Source organism: Pseudomonas sp. BW7P1 (genome assembly GCF_024981055.1).
Lineage (GTDB): Bacteria > Pseudomonadota > Gammaproteobacteria > Pseudomonadales > Pseudomonadaceae > Aquipseudomonas > Aquipseudomonas bananamidigenes.
Genome location: NZ_CP103374.1, coordinates 5,804,496 through 5,820,043 on the forward strand (window position 1 = coordinate 5,804,496; position 15,548 = coordinate 5,820,043).

Genomic DNA, 15,548 nt, shown 5'->3' on the forward strand with positions numbered 1-15,548 from the left:
TCCTTAAGCCGCATCGCGCTTGGCTTCGTTGCGGTAAGCCTCTACCGCCGCGATCAAGGCCTGAAGAATTTCCGCGCTTTCGCCGATCACCGACAGGTCGGCACGCTTGATCATGTCGCAACCCGGATCGAGGTTGATCGCCACCACCTTGTCGCAGGCACCGATGCCCTGCAGGTGCTGGATCGCCCCGGAAATCCCCACCGCCACGTAAACCCGTGCGGTGACCCAGGTGCCGGACGCGCCGACCTGACGGTCGCGGGTCATGAAGCCGTCATCCACGGCCACTCGCGAGGCGCCTTCGGTGGCACCCAGTGCAGCAGCGGTCCTGTGGAAAAGCTCCCAGTCCTTGACACCGTTGCCGCCGGAGAAAATGAACTCGGCTTCGGCCATCGGGATCGCCGCCGGGTCTACCGCCACTGCGCCCAGATCCTCGATTCGCGACAGGCTGCGCGCAACAGGTGTGGATAACTCCACCGGCAGCGCTTCGTGACGGGTTTCGCTGACCGGCTCGGCGCATTCGGCCGAGGCCAGAATCAGCCGTGCAATCGGACGGGCAAGATCCTGCAAGCCTGCACCGGCGCGGCCAATGCATGCCTGGTCCTTGACCTGCCACACCCTCGTGGCCGGGCGTTCGCCCAGTGCCGCAGCAAAGCGCCGACCGAGTTCGCCGCCACCGCTGCGGCTGTCCGGCAGCAACCAGTGACGCGGGTTGAACTGGTTATCCACAGCCCGCAGGCCCTGAATCCGCTGCTCCGGTGCATAACCGTTGAATTGTTCACCGTCCAGTACCAGCAAGCGATCAACACCGGCGGTGGCAAACGCGTTTTCCTTGTGCTCGCCGAACACCACCGCCAGCACGGCGCCGTCGCTGCCCGCCAGCTGATGAGCGAGGCCGAGCAGGTCGCGGTCGTGGCTGCTCAAGCGCCCGCCGACCATGTCCGGCACCACGCTGATGTAGAACGCCGGGACCGGTACCTGGTGCAGCGGCAATTGCACTTCCACCGCTGCCGAACGTTTGACCGCCCCGCCCTGCTGGGCGCCGCTGCGGTCAATGCGCTTGATGCCGTTCGGCCCGATAAAGCCGATGCCGTGCAGGTTCTTGCGGATGATCCCGTTGGGGCCCATCCAGCTGTGTTGCGCCGGCTGCATGGCCGCGTGCAGCGGGTGCAGGCGGTTGCGTGCGATCCATTCGGCGCGGGGATCGCGGCGGATAATGTCGCTCATCAGTGGGCCTCCGCAGGTTCACGTCTGGCCGGGGTGGCCGACTTGTTCGGCGCGGCGTCTTCGAGCAGCGCGTCGGCCACCAGTTCGGCAATGTCCTTGATCAGCGGACGCGGTTCGACCACGCCTTCGAGCATCGCCGTGCACTGTGGACAACCCACGGCCACCAGTTCGGCACCGGTTTCGCGGATGTCTTCCATGCGCATGTCGGGAATCCGCTGCTTGCCCGGAATGTCGGTGATCGGCGCTCCGCCACCGCCGCCGCAGCAGCGCGAACGGAAGCCGGAACGTTGCATCTCTTTCACTTCGATACCGAGGGCGCGCAGCACTTCCCGGGGCGCCTCGTATTCGCCGTTGTAGCGGCCGAGGTAGCACGGATCGTGATAGGTCACGCTGTTGCCTTTGTGCTGACCGAGGTTCAGCGCGCCGGCCTGAATGATTTCCGCCATGTAGGTGCTGTGGTGCTGCACCAGGTAGTTGCCGTCGAAGGCGCCGTACTCGTTTTTCAACACATGGAAGCTGTGCGGGTCGCAGGTGACGATACGGTTGAAGCGATATTTGGCCAGGGTCTGGATGTTGCGTCTGGCGAGCAACTGGAACGTTGCTTCGTCGCCCAGACGGCGAGCCACGTCGCCGCTGTCACGCTCTTCCAGGCCGAGCACCGCGAAATCGACCCTGGCCGCTTTCAGCACTTTGACGAAAGCGCGCAAGGTGCGCTGATTGCGCATGTCGAAGGCGCCGTCGCCGACCCAGAACAGCACGTCGGTGGACTGCTTCTCGCTGAGCAGGTCGAGGTTCAGGTCCGCCGCCCAGTTCATCCGCCCGCCCGGGGCGAAACCGCCAGGGTTGTCGGTAGCAATCAGGTTCTCCAGGACTTCGGCGCCCTTGTTCGGGGTCGCGCCTTTTTCCAGGGTCAGGTGACGGCGCATGTCGACGATGGCATCGACGTGCTCGATCATCATCGGGCATTCCTCGACGCAGGCACGGCAGGTGGTGCACGACCAAAGGGTTTCGGCGTCCACCAGACCGTTGACGATCGGCTGATGCGGATTACCGCTGTGTTCGCCCACCGGCTTGCCCGGATAAGGGCTGCCGGCGAACCGGGCATCGGTGCCGCCGGCGAGGCCGACAACCATGTCCTGAATCAGCTTTTTCGGGTTCAGCGGCTGGCCGGCGGCGAACGCCGGGCACGCCGCTTCGCACTTGCCGCACTGCACGCAGGCGTCGAAACCGAGCAACTGGTTCCAGGTGAAATCCTTGGGTTTTTCCACACCCAGCGGCGCGGTTGGGTCATTCAGGTCCAGCGGTTTCAAACCGGTGGAACGACCGCCGCGCCCGTCTTTTCTAGAGAACCGCTCGGGGCGACGGTGCCAGGCCAGATGCAGGGCCCCGGCGAAGGCGTGCTTCATCGGGCCACCCCAGGTCATGCCGAAGAACAGTTCCGACACGCCCCACAACACACCGATGCCGAGAATGGCCGCCAGCAGCCAACCGCCGAAGTTTTCCGGCAGGATCCCGGCCACCGGCAAGGTCACCAGGAAGAACGAGGCCGAGAATGCCAGCAGGCTTTTCGGCAGGCGCATCCACGGCCCTTTCGACAACCGCGACGGCGGATTGAGCCGACGCCGATAAACGAAGATCGCCCCGACGAACATCACCGCCGTCATCAGCAGCAACGCATAGCCGAGAATGCGGTTATGCAGGCCGAAACCGTGCACCAGAATCGCCAGCACGATCGACGCCACCGCCCCGCCCGCCGTGGCGACGTGGGTGTTGGCGATGTATTTGTCCCGCGCCACCACGTGGTGCAGATCGACCATGTAACGCTTGGGCATGGCGAACAGGCCGCCGATCAGATCGACCTTCGAGGCCCGGCCCCGACGCCACATGGCCACCCGCCGCCACGCGCCGATGACACCAAGGCCCAGGGCAGCGAACAACAGGATTGGAAGAAGGGTGTTCAACATGGTGAAGCTCCCACCAGTACAGCCTGGAGAAACACGTTCGGCGTGTTCCTGTGGGAGCGGGCTTGCTCGCGAAAGCGCCGGGTCAGTCGATGCACAGGTGACTGACAGAATGCATTCGCGGGCAAGCCCGCTCCCACAGGGTCATGTGCAAATCTTTAGAAGTCTTTGCACAACCGCAGGGCGTCGTAGATCGCGGCGTGGGTATTACGCTGCGCCACGCAGTCACCGATGCGGAACAGCAGGTAACCGTCGCCATGGCTGCTCAACGAAGGTTGCGGCTGGATCGCGAACAGCGCCTCGACATCGATCTGGCCCTTGTTGCGCGAGCCATCCTTGAGGGCGTAGTAGATGGCTTCGTCAGGGCGCACGCCGTTCTCGACGACCACCTGATCCACCACCCGCTCCTCTTTGGCGCCGGTGTATTCGTTCTCCAGCACGGCGACGAGTTTGTCGCCTTCGCGGTAGACCTTCTCCAGCATCATGTCGCCGGTCATGATCACTTCTTTCGGGTACATGCTGCGGTAGTAGGTCGGGAACGACGTACCGCCGATGGCCACGCCCGGCTTGATGTCATCGGTGACGATCTCGACCTGGCTGCCCTTGTCGGCGAGGAAGTCGGCAACCGACATCCCGGTGAACTCGCAGATGGTGTCGTAGACCAGCACGTTCTTGCCCGGCGCGACCTTGCCGTCGAGCACGTCCCAGCTGCTGACCACCAGCCCTTCAGCCGCTCCCCAGTGTTCATTCTGTTCCAGGTATGGATGCCCGCCGACGGCCAGCACCACGATGTCCGGACGCAGGTCCAGGATGGTGTCGGCATCCGCCGCCGTGCCCAGGCGCAGATCGACTTTCAGCCGCGCCAGCTCCAGCTGGAACCAGCGGGTGATGCCGGCGATCTGGTCACGCTGCGGCGCCTTGGCTGCCGTGGTGATCTGGCCGCCGATGAATTCTTTCTTCTCGAACAGCGTCACGTCGTGACCACGTTCGGCTGCCACCCGGGCCGCTTCCATCCCCGCCGGGCCGGCACCGACGATCACCACCTTGCGTTTCGGCCCGGTGGATTTCTCGATGATGTGCGGCACGCCCATGTATTCACGGGAAGTCGCGGCGTTCTGGATGCACAGCACGTCCAGACCCTGATACTGACGGTCGATGCAGTAGTTGGCGCCGACGCACTGTTTGATCTGGTCGACCTGGCCCATCTTGATCTTGGCGATCAGGTGCGGGTCGGCAATGTGGGCGCGGGTCATGCCGACCATGTCGACGTAACCGCCCTCCAGAATCCGCGTGGCCTGGTTCGGGTCCTTGATGTTCTGCGCATGCAGCACCGGAACCTTGACCACTTCCTTGATCCCGGCCGCCAGGTGCAGGAACGGCTCCGGTGGATAACTCATGTTCGGAATCACGTTGGCCAGGGTGTTGTGGGTGTCGCAACCCGAGCCGACGACGCCGATGAAATCGAGCATGCCGGTGTCGTCGTAATACTTGGCGATCTGCTTCATGTCTTCGTGGGACAGACCGTCCGGGTGGAACTCGTCACCGCAGATGCGCATGCCGACGCAGAAATCGTCACCGACTTCGGCACGCACGGCTTTCAGGACCTCCAGACCGAACTTCATCCGGCCTTCGAAGGTGCCGCCCCATTCGTCGGTACGCTTGTTGACCCGAGGGCTCCAGAACTGGTCGATCATGTGCTGGTGCACCGCCGACAGTTCGACGCCGTCCAGGCCACCGGCCTTGGCGCGGCGCGCCGCTTGCGCGTAGTTGCCGATCACCCGCCAGATCTCTTCCGGCTCGATGGTCTTGCAGGTGGCGCGGTGCACCGGTTCGCGGATGCCCGACGGCGACATCAGGGTCGGCCAGTTGTAGCCGTCCCAACGAGAGCGACGGCCCATGTGGGTAATCTGGATCATGATCTTGGCGCCGTGCTTGTGCATGGCGTCAGCGAGATTCTGGAAGTGCGGAATGATCCGGTCGGTGGACAGGTTCACCGAACTCCACCATTGCTGCGGGCTGTCGATCGCCACCACGGACGAACCGCCACAGATCGCCAGGCCGATGCCGCCCTTGGCTTTCTCTTCGTAATATTTGACGTACCGTTCGGTGGTCATGCCGCCGTCGGTCGCGTAGACCTCGGCGTGCGCGGTGCTGAGCACGCGGTTGCGGATGGTCAGTTTGCCGATCTGGATCGGCTGGAACATTGCTTCGAAAGCCATGGCGGGTTCCTCGACTTACAACGGCTTGACGGTGAACAGGCCGTCGTCGTGGCCTTCTTCGGAGCCACCGTAGACCTGCTCGGCCACGGTGCGGATCTTGCTGCCGCGTGCGGCGAGGATCTGATCCATGGCACCGGCAAACCAGCCGGTGAACATGTAGTCGACCTTGCGCCCGACCTTGCCGTAGACATAGACGAACGCCGAGTGTTCGAGCTTGACGCTGGCGGTGCCTTTGTCGAGGTCGATGTCCTGGATCTTGAACAGGCCCCAGCCGCGCTGCGACAGGCGCTTCATGTAGTGCTCGAACACCGCGACACCTTCCAGGCCGTGGCACTCGGCTTCTTTTTCACACCAGTGCCAGGCGGATTTGTAGCCGGCCTTGTAGAGGATTTCGGCATAGGCTTCGGCGCCCAGCACTTCCTCGATGCCCATGTGGTTGTTGACGAAGAAATGCCGCGGCACGTACAGCATCGGCAGGGCGTCGGAGGTCCAGACACCGGTCTCGCTGTCGACTTCGATTGGCAATTGCGGGGCGATCTTGGCCATGGAAACTTAACTCCAGAAAAATTTTGGTGTTGCCCCCGGCGCGGACGGCCGGGGGAAAGTATTCGGGAAGCGTCGGCTTATTCGCCCCAGACGTCTTTCAAGACGTTGACCCAGTTTTCGCCCATGATCTTGCGCACCACACGTTCGGAGTGGCCACGCTTGAGCAGGGTTTCGGTCAGGTTCGGGAACTCGCCGACGGTGCGGATGCCCAGCGGGTTGATGATCTTGCCGAAGTTGGTCAGACGGCGGGCATAGCCCTTGTCGTGGGTCAGGTATTCGAAGAAGTCCTGACCGTGACCCTGGGTGAAGTCGGTGCCGATGCCGATGGCGTCTTCGCCGACGATGTTCATGGTGTATTCAATGGCTTCGGCGTAGTCGTCGATGGTCGAATCGATGCCTTTGGCGAGGAACGGCGCGAACATGGTCACGCCGACGAAACCGCCGTGGTCGGCAATGAACTTCAGTTCCTCATCGGACTTGTTGCGCGGGTGCTCTTTCAGCCCCGACGGCAGGCAGTGGGAGTAGCAGACCGGTTTTTTCGATTCGAGGATGACTTCTTCGGAAGTCTTGGAACCGACGTGGGACAGGTCGCACATCACGCCGACACGGTTCATCTCGGCGACGATTTCGCGACCGAAGCCCGACAGGCCACCGTCGCGTTCGTAGCAACCGGTGCCCACCAGGTTCTGGGTGTTGTAGCACATCTGCACGATGCCGACGCCGAGCTGCTTGAACACTTCGACGTAGCCAATCTGATCTTCGAACGCGTGGGCATTCTGAAAGCCGAAGAGGATGCCGGTCTTGCCCTGCTCCTTGGCCCTGCGGATGTCGGCGGTGGTGCGGACCGGCATCACCAGGTCACTGTTTTCGCGAATCAGTTTCTGGCTGGCAGCGATGTTGTTGACCGTGGCCTGAAAGCCTTCCCACACCGACACGGTGCAGTTGGCCGCCGTCAGACCGCCCTTGCGCATGTCTTCGAACAGCTCGCGGTTCCATTTGGCAATGATCAGACCGTCGATAACGATGCTGTCGGCGTGTAATTCGGCTGGGCTCATCAGGCGTCCCCTTATTGGCGATTCATGCGCCGAATCGTCTGCCGGCGCTTTGGGGCCAGCATATGCCTCGGTGCGCGACCAGCCGGGTGCAAAAACGACAGGGGAATTGCCGAAAGCGTCAATCCGCGACAAAGCGTCGCCAGGCGGTCCGACCAGCCACCTGTTCAAGCCTGCGAGCTTGAGCCAGAATCTGCCGCATCCCGGAAACACCACTGGATTAGAGCGGCGACATCAATGAAATCGATCTTCCTGGCCTTGGCACTGATTGCGACCGGCGTACACGCCGCCGAAGAGTCCGACAACAACCCGTGCGACGCGGTGGAAAACGACGTCCAGACCCTGGAATGCTCGACCTACAGCCGCACCACCGCCGAAGACCTGCTCAAGGACAACTACAAAAGCCTGAACGAGCGCATGCAGGCGACCTACGGCAAGAACCCGGCACAGCTGGCCGACATCAGCGCAAAACTCAAGAACGCCCAGCAACAATGGCTGAAAACCCGCGACGCCGACTGCGCCGTCGAAGCCTTCCCGGCAACGGAAGGCAGCAAGGCGTTCAAGATTGCGCAGAATGACTGCGTGGCGCGGATGAGTGACGAGCGGTCGGAGTTTTTGGAGTCGATAGGCCAGGAGTGAGTCAAAGATGGAAAGCATGATTCCCCACGAAGTCGTTAGCCGCATCGTTGATGGCGCCCTCCCGGTTCGCGCCTGGCGCGAACATCTCAACCTGACTCAGGAAGAAGTGGCGAAACGAATGGGCATTTCGCAACCAGCCTTCGCCCAGCAAGAAACCGTTGCAAAGCCGCGCAAGGCCACTCGCGAGAAGATTGCAGCGGCGTTTGGTATCACTGCCAACCAGCTTGAGCTGTAAGCTGCACCTCTTCAGCCAATCAAGGGATTCACATGAACATCTGCGGTATCGAAATCAAAGGCAGTGAAGCGATCATCGCCGTGGCGTCCCTCGACGGCTCGGTATTGAGCCATGTCGCTCTGAGCACGAAGAAAATTGCCCTGGACGATGACGACGATGCGGCGAACGTGAAGCTGTTCGCCGCGCAAGTGGCATCGTTCGTTCGAGAGAATTCGATTGATCGCATCGCAATCAAGAAACGCAGCAAGAAAGGCGAGTTTGCCGGCGGGCCGACCACGTTCAAGATCGAGGGCGTGTTTCAATTGCTGGACGGTTGCGAGGTGACGCTGCTGTCGCCGCAGACGATCAATGCCCAGGCCAAAAAGCACAATTTCCCGCTGCCGGGCACGTTGAACAAGTATCAGCATGAAGCCTACAAGACAGCGTGCTCGGCATTGCTGAAAAAGTGACTAGCCCGCTTTGCGCGCACTGAGCCAGTCGCCAAAGGACTTGTCCTCCAGCGCATAGCCACCACGGCTCGACTTCCACACCAGCTCCTTGTCGCGCAGGGCATCGATGCAGGCCTGAATGGTCTGGGTACCCGGCACCACGTCGCTGCCCATGTTTTCCAGTGCCTTGCTGACCGCCGTGAGCGTGCTGTCGGTGAACGGCGCAAAAGGCTCGTTGTTTCGCGAGCGCTCAACCATCACCTCCAGCACGGCGCGCTGAGGGATTGTCAGAGCGTTCCAGGCGCTTTCGAACTCGGTCCAGACACCGGCGCGCAACAATTCGGCCCGGCTTTGCAGCAACCGCCCCAGATTGCTGGCCTCGCCCAGTTCCAGCGCGACCTCGCCAATGATGGTGCGCAACATTTCCGGGCGCCGGCCCACCAACTCAAAGGCGTCGTCGATATCGGCCGCATTGAACTGGTTGGTCTCGGCCAGATGGGCATTGAGATGCAAGGTGTACGCCTGGGTGAACTCTTTCCCCAACAACGGAAAGGGTGTAATGCTCGAACCGAAGAACGGTTGACTTTTGCCCAGCACCAGATGGGCGAGCTTGTCGCGATTGGAACCGGTGAATACCAGATGCAACCCGCGGCCCTCGCCTTCACGTCCCTGGTTGAGCTGATCCCGTGCGGCCTTCAGGGCAAACATCGCATTGATGCCGGCAGCGGTGGTGAGCGCATGCTGGGCTTCATCGATCACCAGCACGATGGATTTTTCGGCGACGTTGTGCAGCAGTTCCAGCGCTTGAGTCAGAGTCGCACCGGCCGGCAGTTGCGGCTTGGTGAAATCCCAGGACAAGGTGCGCAGAAAGCTGAGTTTTTCGATGCCGATACTCTTTGCCAGTTTGCGAATGCCCTTTTCAAAGGGTACCAACGCACCTGCAATCGCACTGGCGATCAGGTCGGCAGGGTCTTTCTCCTTGTCGGCCCACAGGTCGACGTAAACCGTCAGCCAGCCCCGCGCCTGGCATTCCGGGATCAGATCCTCCCGCAGGAAGGTACTTTTGCCTGTGCGACGGGGCGCGGCCAGAAAAAGGCCGGAGGTGAAATCCTGCAGGCCCGCACCCACAAGGCCATCGGCAACGCTGCGTGCCAGAGCGGGGCGGCGAAAGACGAAGCCGTTGTTGCTGGACATGACTTTATACTCAATTATTGCGACAGCTATAATTTATACCAAAAACCATAATTGACTGTAATTGTCCGTCAAACGGTCTCCCGCCGGCGATCCTCACGCGGACACCGGGCGAACTTCGCCCGGTAGCTGCGGGTGAAATACGACGGTGATTCAAACCCGCAGGCGATGCTGACTTCCAGCACGCTCATGTCGGTCTGGCGCAACAGTTGCCGGGCTTTCTCAAGGCGCAGGCGCAGATAGAAATTGCTCGGCGTGTCGTTCAGGTGCAATCGGAACAGGCGCTCCAGTTGCCGCCGCGTCACCTTGATCGATTCCGCCAGCTCCAGGGTGGTCAGCGGCGGTTCGCTGTGCTGCTCCATCTCGCCGATCACATGCACCAGTTTCTTGTTGCTGATGCCGTAACGCGTGGCGACTTCCATGCGCTGGTGGTCCTTGCGCGGACGAATCCGCCCCAATACGAATTGCTCGCTGACCTGGATCGCCAGCTGCGGGCCGTGGGCCTGGGCGATCAGGTCGAGCATCAGGTCGATGGACGCGGTACCGCCGGCGGACGTGATGCGCCGGCGGTCGATCTCGAACAGTTCCTGCGTGACGCTCAGTTGTGGATAGGACTCCTTGAACGCGTCGATGGCTTCCCAGTGCAGGGTCAGGCGATGACCGTCGAGCAGGCCGGCCTCGGCGAGGACGAAGCTGCCGGTGTCGATGGCGCCGAGGGTCACACCTTCGTTGTCCAGCCGTCGCAGCCAGTGCTCCAGCGCGGGAGTGGCAAACTTCAGCGGTTCAAAACCGGCAACCACCAGCAACGTCGCCCCTTTTTTCAGTGGCTCCAGCGCCGCATCGGCGTTGACCGACATGCCATTGCTCGCCAGCACCGCCCCGCCATCGGCACTCAGCACATGCCAGCGATACAGCTCGCCGCGAAAGCGGTTGGCCACCCGCAGCGGTTCGATCGCGGAGATGAAACCGATGGCGGAAAAACCCGGCATCAACAGAAAGTAGAAATCCTGGGACATGGCGCGCACTCGGTCAGCGGGTAGCGTGCAACGTTGATACGCCAGTTGTCGGCGGCATTCAAGAGGACAGGTCGCTGCAGTGCAAGAGCTGGTCGCCGCAGTGCGTTTTTACGGGGGCATTGCTGCGTAATTTGGCATCACCGGCGCGACAGACGCCGGAACCCACAATAACGACCTGCCGAGGAACCCGACATGAAACGACTGATCAGCAGCTGTGTTCTCGCACTCAGCGGTACCGCGTTTTTAAGCGCCAGCGCCATGGCGGCCGATTCCGCATCCTGTCAGAACGTGCGCATGGGTGTGGTGAACTGGACCGACGTGATCGCCACCAGTGCCATGGCCCAGGTCCTGCTCGACGGCCTCGGCTACAGCACCAAACAGACCAGCGCGTCCCAACAGATCGTTTTCGCCGGGATCCGTGATCAGCGTCTGGATCTGTTCCTCGGCTACTGGAACCCGCTGATGACCCAGACCATCACCCCGTTTGTCGAGGCCAACCAGGTCAAGGTACTTGAAGCACCCAGCCTCAAGGACGCCCGCGCCACCCTCGCCGTGCCGACCTATCTGGCGGACAAGGGCCTGAAAACCTTCGCCGACATCGCCAAATTCGAGAAAGAACTGGGCGGCAAGATCTACGGCATCGAGCCAGGCTCGGGTGCCAACACCCAGATCAAGGCGATGATCGCCAAAAACCAGTTCGGCCTCGGCAAGTTCCAGCTCGTGGAGTCCAGCGAAGCGGGCATGCTCGCCGCCGTTGACCGCGCCGTGCGCCGCAAGGAGGCCGTGGTGTTCTTCGGCTGGGCGCCGCACCCGATGAACGTCAACGTGCAGATGACCTATCTGACCGGCAGCGACGACGCCCTCGGCCCGAACGAGGGCATGGCCACCGTGTGGACCGTCACCGCACCGAAATACGCCGAACAATGCCCGAACGTCAGCCGCCTGCTGAGCAACCTGACGTTCACCGCCGAAGACGAGAGCCGGATGATGCAGCCGCTGCTCGATCACAAGGACGCCTTCGAATCGGCCAGGCAATGGCTCAAGGATCACCCGCAGGACAAACAGCGCTGGCTCGAAGGCGTGACCACCTTCGATGGCAAGCCGGCAGCGGAAAACCTCCAGCTCACCAGCAAATAAATCCCGATTGAAAAGCCCCTCTCCCCGAAGGGAGAGGGAACCGACCGACGTTTCGCAACCCGCCACGGGCTGCGGACAGCCCCATCACGCCTGAAGGAAAACGCACCATGAACCACGACGTCATCATCACCTGCGCACTCACCGGTGCTGGCGACACGACCGCCAAGAGCCCTCACGTGCCGGTCACCCCGAAACAGATCGCCGCAGCCGCGGTGGAAGCAGCCAAGGCCGGCGCCACGGTCGTGCACTGCCACGTCCGTGACCCGCAGACCGGCAAGTTCAGCCGCGACGTGGCGCTGTACCGCGAAGTCATGGAGCGCATCCGCGAAGCCGACGTCGACATCATCGTCAACCTCACCGCCGGCATGGGTGGCGACCTGGAGATCGGCCCGGGCGAGCGCCCGATGGAGTTCGGCCCGAACACCGATCTGGTCGGCCCGCTGACCCGGCTGGCTCACGTCGAAGAACTGTTGCCGGAAATCTGCACCCTGGATTGCGGCACCCTGAACTTCGGCGACGGCGACACCATTTATGTCTCTACCCCTGCACAACTGCGTGCCGGTGCCAAGCGCATCACCGAGCTGGGCGTGAAGGCGGAACTGGAGATTTTCGACACCGGTCACCTGTGGTTCGCCAAGCAGATGATCAAGGAAGGCCTGCTCGACAACCCGCTGTTCCAGCTGTGCCTGGGCATCCCGTGGGGCGCACCGGCCGACACCACCACCATGAAAGCCATGGTCGACAACCTGCCGGCCGACGCCGTGTGGGCCGGCTTCGGCATCGGCCGGATGCAGATGCCGATGGCTGCGCAAGCGGTGCTGCTCGGCGGCAACGTGCGGGTCGGTCTTGAGGACAACCTGTGGCTGGACAAAGGCGTACTGGCGACCAACGGCCAACTGGTCGAACGCGCCACCGAGATCCTCAGCCGCCTCGGCGCCCGGGTACTGACCCCGGCGGAAGGTCGCAAGAAGATGGGCCTGACCCAGCGCGGCTGATTCGAATTCACCTCTGACCCTGTGGGAGCGGGCTGGCCCGCGATGAGGGTGTTTCTACCGACAGATTTTTTTCGGTAGTACCGGCGCTATCGCGGGCAAGCCCGCTCCCACAGGGTTCTGCTAACCATTCAGGAAGTGACCATGAGCTTTATCACCGAAATCAAAACCTTCGCAGCACTGGGCAGCGGCGTCATCGGCAGCGGCTGGGTCGCCCGCGCCCTTGCCCATGGCCTCGATGTGGTGGCCTGGGACCCGGCGCCGGGCGCCGAAGCGGCGCTGCGCAAACGCGTGGCCAATGCCTGGGGCGCGCTGGAGAAAAACGGACTGGCACCGGGTGCTTCACAGGATCGTCTGCGCTTTGTGGCGACCATTGAAGAATGCGTCCGCGATGCGGATTTCATCCAGGAAAGTGCCCCGGAACGCCTCGAGCTGAAACTGGAGTTGCACAGCAAGATCAGCGCAGCGGCCAAGCCGAATGCGCTGATCGGTTCCAGCACCTCCGGCCTGTTGCCCAGCGAGTTCTACGAGAGTTCGACCCACCCGGAACGCTGCGTGGTCGGTCACCCGTTCAACCCGGTTTACCTGCTGCCGCTGGTGGAAGTGGTCGGCGGCAAGAACACCGCGCCGCAAGCGGTTCAAGCGGCGATGAAAGTCTACGAATCCCTCGGCATGCGCCCGCTGCATGTGCGCAAGGAGGTGCCGGGCTTCATCGCCGACCGCCTGCTCGAAGCGCTGTGGCGCGAGGCGCTGCACCTGGTCAACGACGGTGTGGCGACCACCGGTGAAATCGATGATGCGATCCGCTTTGGCGCCGGGCTGCGCTGGTCGTTCATGGGCACGTTTTTGACTTATACCCTGGCCGGTGGCGACGCCGGCATGCGCCACTTCATGTCGCAGTTCGGCCCGGCATTGCAGTTGCCATGGACGTACTTGCCGGCACCGGAACTGACCGACAAGTTGATCGACGATGTGGTGGAGGGCACCAGCGATCAACTGGGTCGGCACAGTATCTCGGCGCTGGAACGCTATCGAGATGATTGTCTGCTGGCAGTGCTTGAGGCGGTGAAGACCACCAAAGAAAAACACGGGATGAGCTTCAGCGAATAATCCTTGCGCCAGCAATACCGGCCTCTTCGCGAGCAGGATCGCTCCCACAGTTGAAATGCAATCCTCTGTGAGAGCGAGCCTGCTCGCGAAGACTGCAGCCCAGACACCCTCAATGGCGGAACAGAGACCATGCCCACCCTCACCACCTACCAGACCCGCATCATTCCCGACTGGGTCGACTACAACGGCCACCTGCGCGACGCCTTCTACCTGCTGATCTTCAGCTACGCCACCGACGCCCTGATGGATCGCCTCGGCATGGACAGCAACAATCGCGAAGCCAGCGGCCACTCGCTGTTCACCCTCGAACTGCACCTCAACTATCTGCACGAAGTGAAGCTCGACGCCGAAGTTGAAGTGCGCACGCAGATCATCGGCCACGACCAGAAACGCCTGCACCTCTATCACAGCCTGCACCTGGCCGGCGGTGACAAGGAACTGGCCGGCAACGAACAGATGCTGCTGCACGTCGACCTCGCCGGGCCGCGTTCGGCACCCTTTACCCCGGACACCCTGAGCCGTCTGCAAGCCATTGTCGCCGAGCAGGCCGACCTGCCCGCCCCGGCGTACATCGGCCGGGTCATTGCCCTGCCACCAGCCCGGTAAATCCATCCATTGCAAGGAGCCGTCATGCAAACCGCCGCCGCTGTTGCCGATTACCGTACCTATCCGTTGATCAGCGCGCTGGACGGCGCGCAGAACCTGACGGATCGCGTCCTCATCGATTGGGCCGACGGGCGCACCAGCCCGTTCCACCACGTGTGGCTGCGGGACAATTGCCCGTGTCCGCAATGCGTCTACAGCGTGACCCGCGAGCAGGTGTTCGAGATCGTCGATGCGGCGCAAGACCTGTCGCCCTCCACTGTGCAGATCGACACCGACGGCTGCCTGCGCGTCGACTGGCAGGACGGCCACCTCAGCCGCTTCGATGCCGGCTGGCTGCGGGCCCATGCTTATGACGACGCGTCCCGCGCCGAACGCCTGGCCGCCAGGCCGAAAGCCTTTTTGTGGCACAGCGATTTACAGGTGCCGGTGTTCGACCACACGGCTCTGATGAACGACAACGCCGCGCTGTTGCAATGGTTGCTGGCGGTACGCGACATTGGCCTGACGCTGGTGCGCGGCGTGCCCACCGAGTCCGGCTCGCTGAAGCTGATCGCCCAGCGCATTTCGTTCATCCGCGAGAGTAATTTCGGTGTGCTGTTCAACGTGCAATCCAGGGCCGATGCCGACAGCAATGCCTACACCGCTTTCAACCTGCCATTGCATACCGACCTGCCGACCCGCGAGCTGCAACCGGGGCTGCAATTTCTGCATTGCCTGGTGAATGACGCCGAGGGTGGCGAGAGCATTTTCGTCGATGGGTTTGCGATTGCCGAAGCGTTGCGTCAGGAAGATCCATCATCGTTTCAGGCGCTGTGCGAGATCCCGGTGGAGTTTCGCAACAAGGATCGCCACAGCGACTATCGCTGCCTGGCGCCGATCATCGCTCTGGATGCGTCGGGTCGGGTCGCGGAAATCCGCATGGCCAACTTTCTGCGCGGTGCGTTCGACACGTCCGTGGAGCAAATGCCGCTGCTGTACCGGGCTTACCGGCGCTTTATCGCCATGACCCGCGAACCACGCTTCCGGGTGATGCAGCGGCTCAATCCGGGCGAACTGTGGTGCTTCGACAACCGCCGCACCTTGCATGCGCGCAATGCCTTCGACCCGTCCACCGGAGCCCGGCATTTTCAGGGCTGTTATATCGACAGGGATGAATTGTTGTCGCGGATACTGGTGTTGCAGCGCTGAGAAA

14 protein-coding genes and 1 pseudogene are annotated in these 15,548 nt (G+C 62.2%); 8 read left to right on the forward strand and 7 right to left on the reverse strand.

Annotation, left to right across the window (positions count from 1 at the left end):
* Positions 1 to 3: 3 nt before the first annotated feature.
* From NWV16_RS26240 to NWV16_RS26260, 5 genes are all read right to left on the reverse strand, one after another.
* Positions 4 to 1,224: an electron transfer flavoprotein subunit alpha/FixB family protein gene (locus tag NWV16_RS26240; RefSeq protein WP_260521303.1), complete on the reverse strand. Its 1,221-nt coding sequence runs from the start codon at positions 1,222 to 1,224 to the stop codon at positions 4 to 6.
* A complete protein-coding gene (gene dgcB, locus NWV16_RS26245; RefSeq protein ID WP_260521304.1) occupies positions 1,224 to 3,188 on the reverse strand; it encodes a dimethylglycine demethylation protein DgcB in 1,965 nt (654 codons plus the stop codon). The genes NWV16_RS26240 and dgcB overlap by 1 nt, the downstream gene beginning before the upstream one ends.
* 155 nt (positions 3,189 to 3,343) lie before the next feature.
* A complete protein-coding gene (gene dgcA / locus NWV16_RS26250) occupies positions 3,344 to 5,404 on the reverse strand; it encodes a dimethylglycine demethylation protein DgcA (RefSeq protein WP_260521305.1) in 2,061 nt (686 codons plus the stop codon).
* A 15-nt stretch (positions 5,405 to 5,419) separates the two neighbouring features.
* Positions 5,420 to 5,950, reverse strand: coding sequence for a DUF5943 domain-containing protein (locus tag NWV16_RS26255; protein ID WP_003228980.1), 531 nt, complete (start codon positions 5,948 to 5,950; stop codon positions 5,420 to 5,422).
* Positions 5,951 to 6,027: 77 nt separating this feature from the next.
* Positions 6,028 to 7,005, reverse strand: coding sequence for a dipeptidase (locus NWV16_RS26260; RefSeq protein ID WP_123588985.1), 978 nt, complete (start codon positions 7,003 to 7,005; stop codon positions 6,028 to 6,030).
* 234 nt (positions 7,006 to 7,239) lie between these two features.
* On the opposite strand from NWV16_RS26260, the gene NWV16_RS26265 reads away from it, so the two are divergent.
* The 3 genes and pseudogenes from NWV16_RS26265 (at position 7,240) to NWV16_RS26275 (ending at position 8,325) form a co-directional block, all read left to right on the forward strand.
* Positions 7,240 to 7,641 carry a lysozyme inhibitor LprI family protein gene (locus NWV16_RS26265; RefSeq protein WP_260521306.1) on the forward strand — a complete coding sequence of 134 codons (402 nt, stop codon included), beginning with the start codon at positions 7,240 to 7,242 and terminating at the stop codon, positions 7,639 to 7,641.
* Between the two features lie 16 nt (positions 7,642 to 7,657).
* A pseudogene (locus tag NWV16_RS26270) lies at positions 7,658 to 7,876 on the forward strand (helix-turn-helix domain-containing protein); the annotation flags it as partial.
* 32 nt (positions 7,877 to 7,908) lie between these two features.
* On the forward strand, positions 7,909 to 8,325 hold the full coding sequence (locus NWV16_RS26275) for a DUF3010 family protein (protein ID WP_260521307.1): 417 nt from the start codon (positions 7,909 to 7,911) through the stop codon (positions 8,323 to 8,325).
* Here the strand turns inward: NWV16_RS26275 and NWV16_RS26280 are convergent, their stop codons facing one another.
* Both NWV16_RS26280 and NWV16_RS26285 read right to left on the reverse strand, forming a co-directional pair.
* On the reverse strand, positions 8,326 to 9,498 hold the full coding sequence (locus tag NWV16_RS26280) for a hypothetical protein (protein WP_260521308.1): 1,173 nt from the start codon (positions 9,496 to 9,498) through the stop codon (positions 8,326 to 8,328).
* Between the two features lie 68 nt (positions 9,499 to 9,566).
* Positions 9,567 to 10,511: a GlxA family transcriptional regulator gene (locus NWV16_RS26285; protein WP_065260197.1), complete on the reverse strand. Its 945-nt coding sequence runs from the start codon at positions 10,509 to 10,511 to the stop codon at positions 9,567 to 9,569.
* 192 nt (positions 10,512 to 10,703) lie between these two features.
* On the opposite strand from NWV16_RS26285, the gene choX reads away from it, so the two are divergent.
* The 5 genes from choX to NWV16_RS26310 all read left to right on the forward strand — a co-directional run bounded on the left by choX (position 10,704) and on the right by NWV16_RS26310 (position 15,544).
* Entirely contained in the window at positions 10,704 to 11,648 is a 945-nt protein-coding gene (gene choX / locus NWV16_RS26290) for a choline ABC transporter substrate-binding protein (protein ID WP_260521309.1), read from the forward strand.
* A 107-nt stretch (positions 11,649 to 11,755) separates the two neighbouring features.
* Complete coding sequence (locus NWV16_RS26295) at positions 11,756 to 12,643, forward strand: 3-keto-5-aminohexanoate cleavage protein (RefSeq protein ID WP_085697783.1); 888 nt, start codon at positions 11,756 to 11,758, stop codon at positions 12,641 to 12,643.
* Positions 12,644 to 12,784: 141 nt separating this feature from the next.
* Positions 12,785 to 13,750 carry an L-carnitine dehydrogenase gene (locus tag NWV16_RS26300; protein ID WP_260521310.1) on the forward strand — a complete coding sequence of 322 codons (966 nt, stop codon included), beginning with the start codon at positions 12,785 to 12,787 and terminating at the stop codon, positions 13,748 to 13,750.
* Positions 13,751 to 13,879: 129 nt separating this feature from the next.
* Positions 13,880 to 14,356: a thioesterase family protein gene (locus NWV16_RS26305; RefSeq protein WP_102685739.1), complete on the forward strand. Its 477-nt coding sequence runs from the start codon at positions 13,880 to 13,882 to the stop codon at positions 14,354 to 14,356.
* A gap of 24 nt (positions 14,357 to 14,380) precedes the next feature.
* Positions 14,381 to 15,544, forward strand: coding sequence for a gamma-butyrobetaine dioxygenase (locus NWV16_RS26310; RefSeq protein WP_260521311.1), 1,164 nt, complete (start codon positions 14,381 to 14,383; stop codon positions 15,542 to 15,544).
* Positions 15,545 to 15,548: the final 4 nt, after the last annotated feature.